The sequence below is a fragment of the Bacillus cereus group sp. BfR-BA-01347 genome (assembly GCF_022663835.1).
GTDB classification, from domain to species: Bacteria; Bacillota; Bacilli; order Bacillales; family Bacillaceae_G; genus Bacillus_A; species Bacillus_A thuringiensis_K.
Genome location: NZ_JAKUGG010000066.1, coordinates 1 through 1,402 on the forward strand (window position 1 = coordinate 1; position 1,402 = coordinate 1,402).

Consider the following 1,402-nt stretch of genomic DNA (forward strand, 5'->3'; position numbering starts at 1 on the left):
ACGATAAGCGGATTTGCCTACTTATCAGCCTAACTGCTTGGACGTGCACAACCAATCGCACGCTTCTTCTATCCTTCTGCGTCCCTCCATTGCTCAAACGATAAAGAGGTGGTACAGGAATATCAACCTGTTGTCCATCGCCTACGCCTGTCGGCCTCGGCTTAGGTCCTGACTAACCCTGAGCGGACGAGCCTTCCTCAGGAAACCTTAGGCATTCGGTGGACGGGATTCTCACCCGTCTTTCGCTACTCATACCGGCATTCTCACTTCTAAGCACTCCACCAGTCCTTCCGGTCTGACTTCACTGTCCTTAGAACGCTCCCCTACCACTGATACCATTCGGTATCAATCCGCAGCTTCGGTGGTGTATTTAGCCCCGGTACATTTTCGGCGCAGAGTCACTCGACTAGTGAGCTATTACGCACTCTTTAAATGGTGGCTGCTTCTAAGCCAACATCCTAGTTGTCTAAGCAACTCCACATCCTTTTCCACTTAATACACACTTTGGGACCTTAGCTGGCGGTCTGGGCTGTTTCCCTTTTGACTACGGATCTTATCACTCGCAGTCTGACTCCTAAGGATAAGTCATTGGCATTCGGAGTTTGACTGAATTCGGTAATCCGATGAGGACCCCTAGTCCAATCAGTGCTCTACCTCCAAGACTCTTACACTTAAGGCTAGCCCTAAAGCTATTTCGGGGAGAACCAGCTATCTCCAGGTTCGATTGGAATTTCTCCGCTACCCACACCTCATCCCCGCACTTTTCAACGTGCGTGGGTTCGGGCCTCCATTCAGTGTTACCTGAACTTCACCCTGGACATGGGTAGATCACCTGGTTTCGGGTCTACGACCACGTACTAAACGCCCTATTCAGACTCGCTTTCGCTGCGGCTCCGCCTCTTCAGCTTAACCTCGCACGGGATCGTAACTCGCCGGTTCATTCTACAAAAGGCACGCCATCACCCGTTAACGGGCTCTGACTATTTGTAGGCACACGGTTTCAGGATCTCTTTCACTCCCCTTCCGGGGTGCTTTTCACCTTTCCCTCACGGTACTGGTTCACTATCGATCACTAGGGAGTATTTAGCCTTGGGAGATGGTCCTCCCAGATTCCGACGGAATTTCACGTGTTCCGCCGTACTCAGGATACATTCAAGAGAGAACGAAGTTTCGACTACGGGGTTGTTACCCTCTACGACGGACCTTTCCAGGTCGCTTCGTCTACCTCGTTCCTTTGTAACTCCGTATAGAATGTCCTACAACCCCAAGAGGCAAGCCTCTTGGTTTGGGCTATGTTCCGTTTCGCTCGCCGCTACTCAGGAAATCGCATTTGCTTTCTCTTCCTCCAGGTACTTAGATGTTTCAGTTCCCTGGGTCTGTCTTCCTTACCCTATGTATTCAG

1 rRNA gene is annotated in these 1,402 nt (G+C 50.9%); it reads right to left on the bottom strand.

From position 1 onward, the window contains the following. Nucleotides 1-1,402, bottom strand: a 23S ribosomal RNA gene (locus MR143_RS32610); the annotation flags it as partial.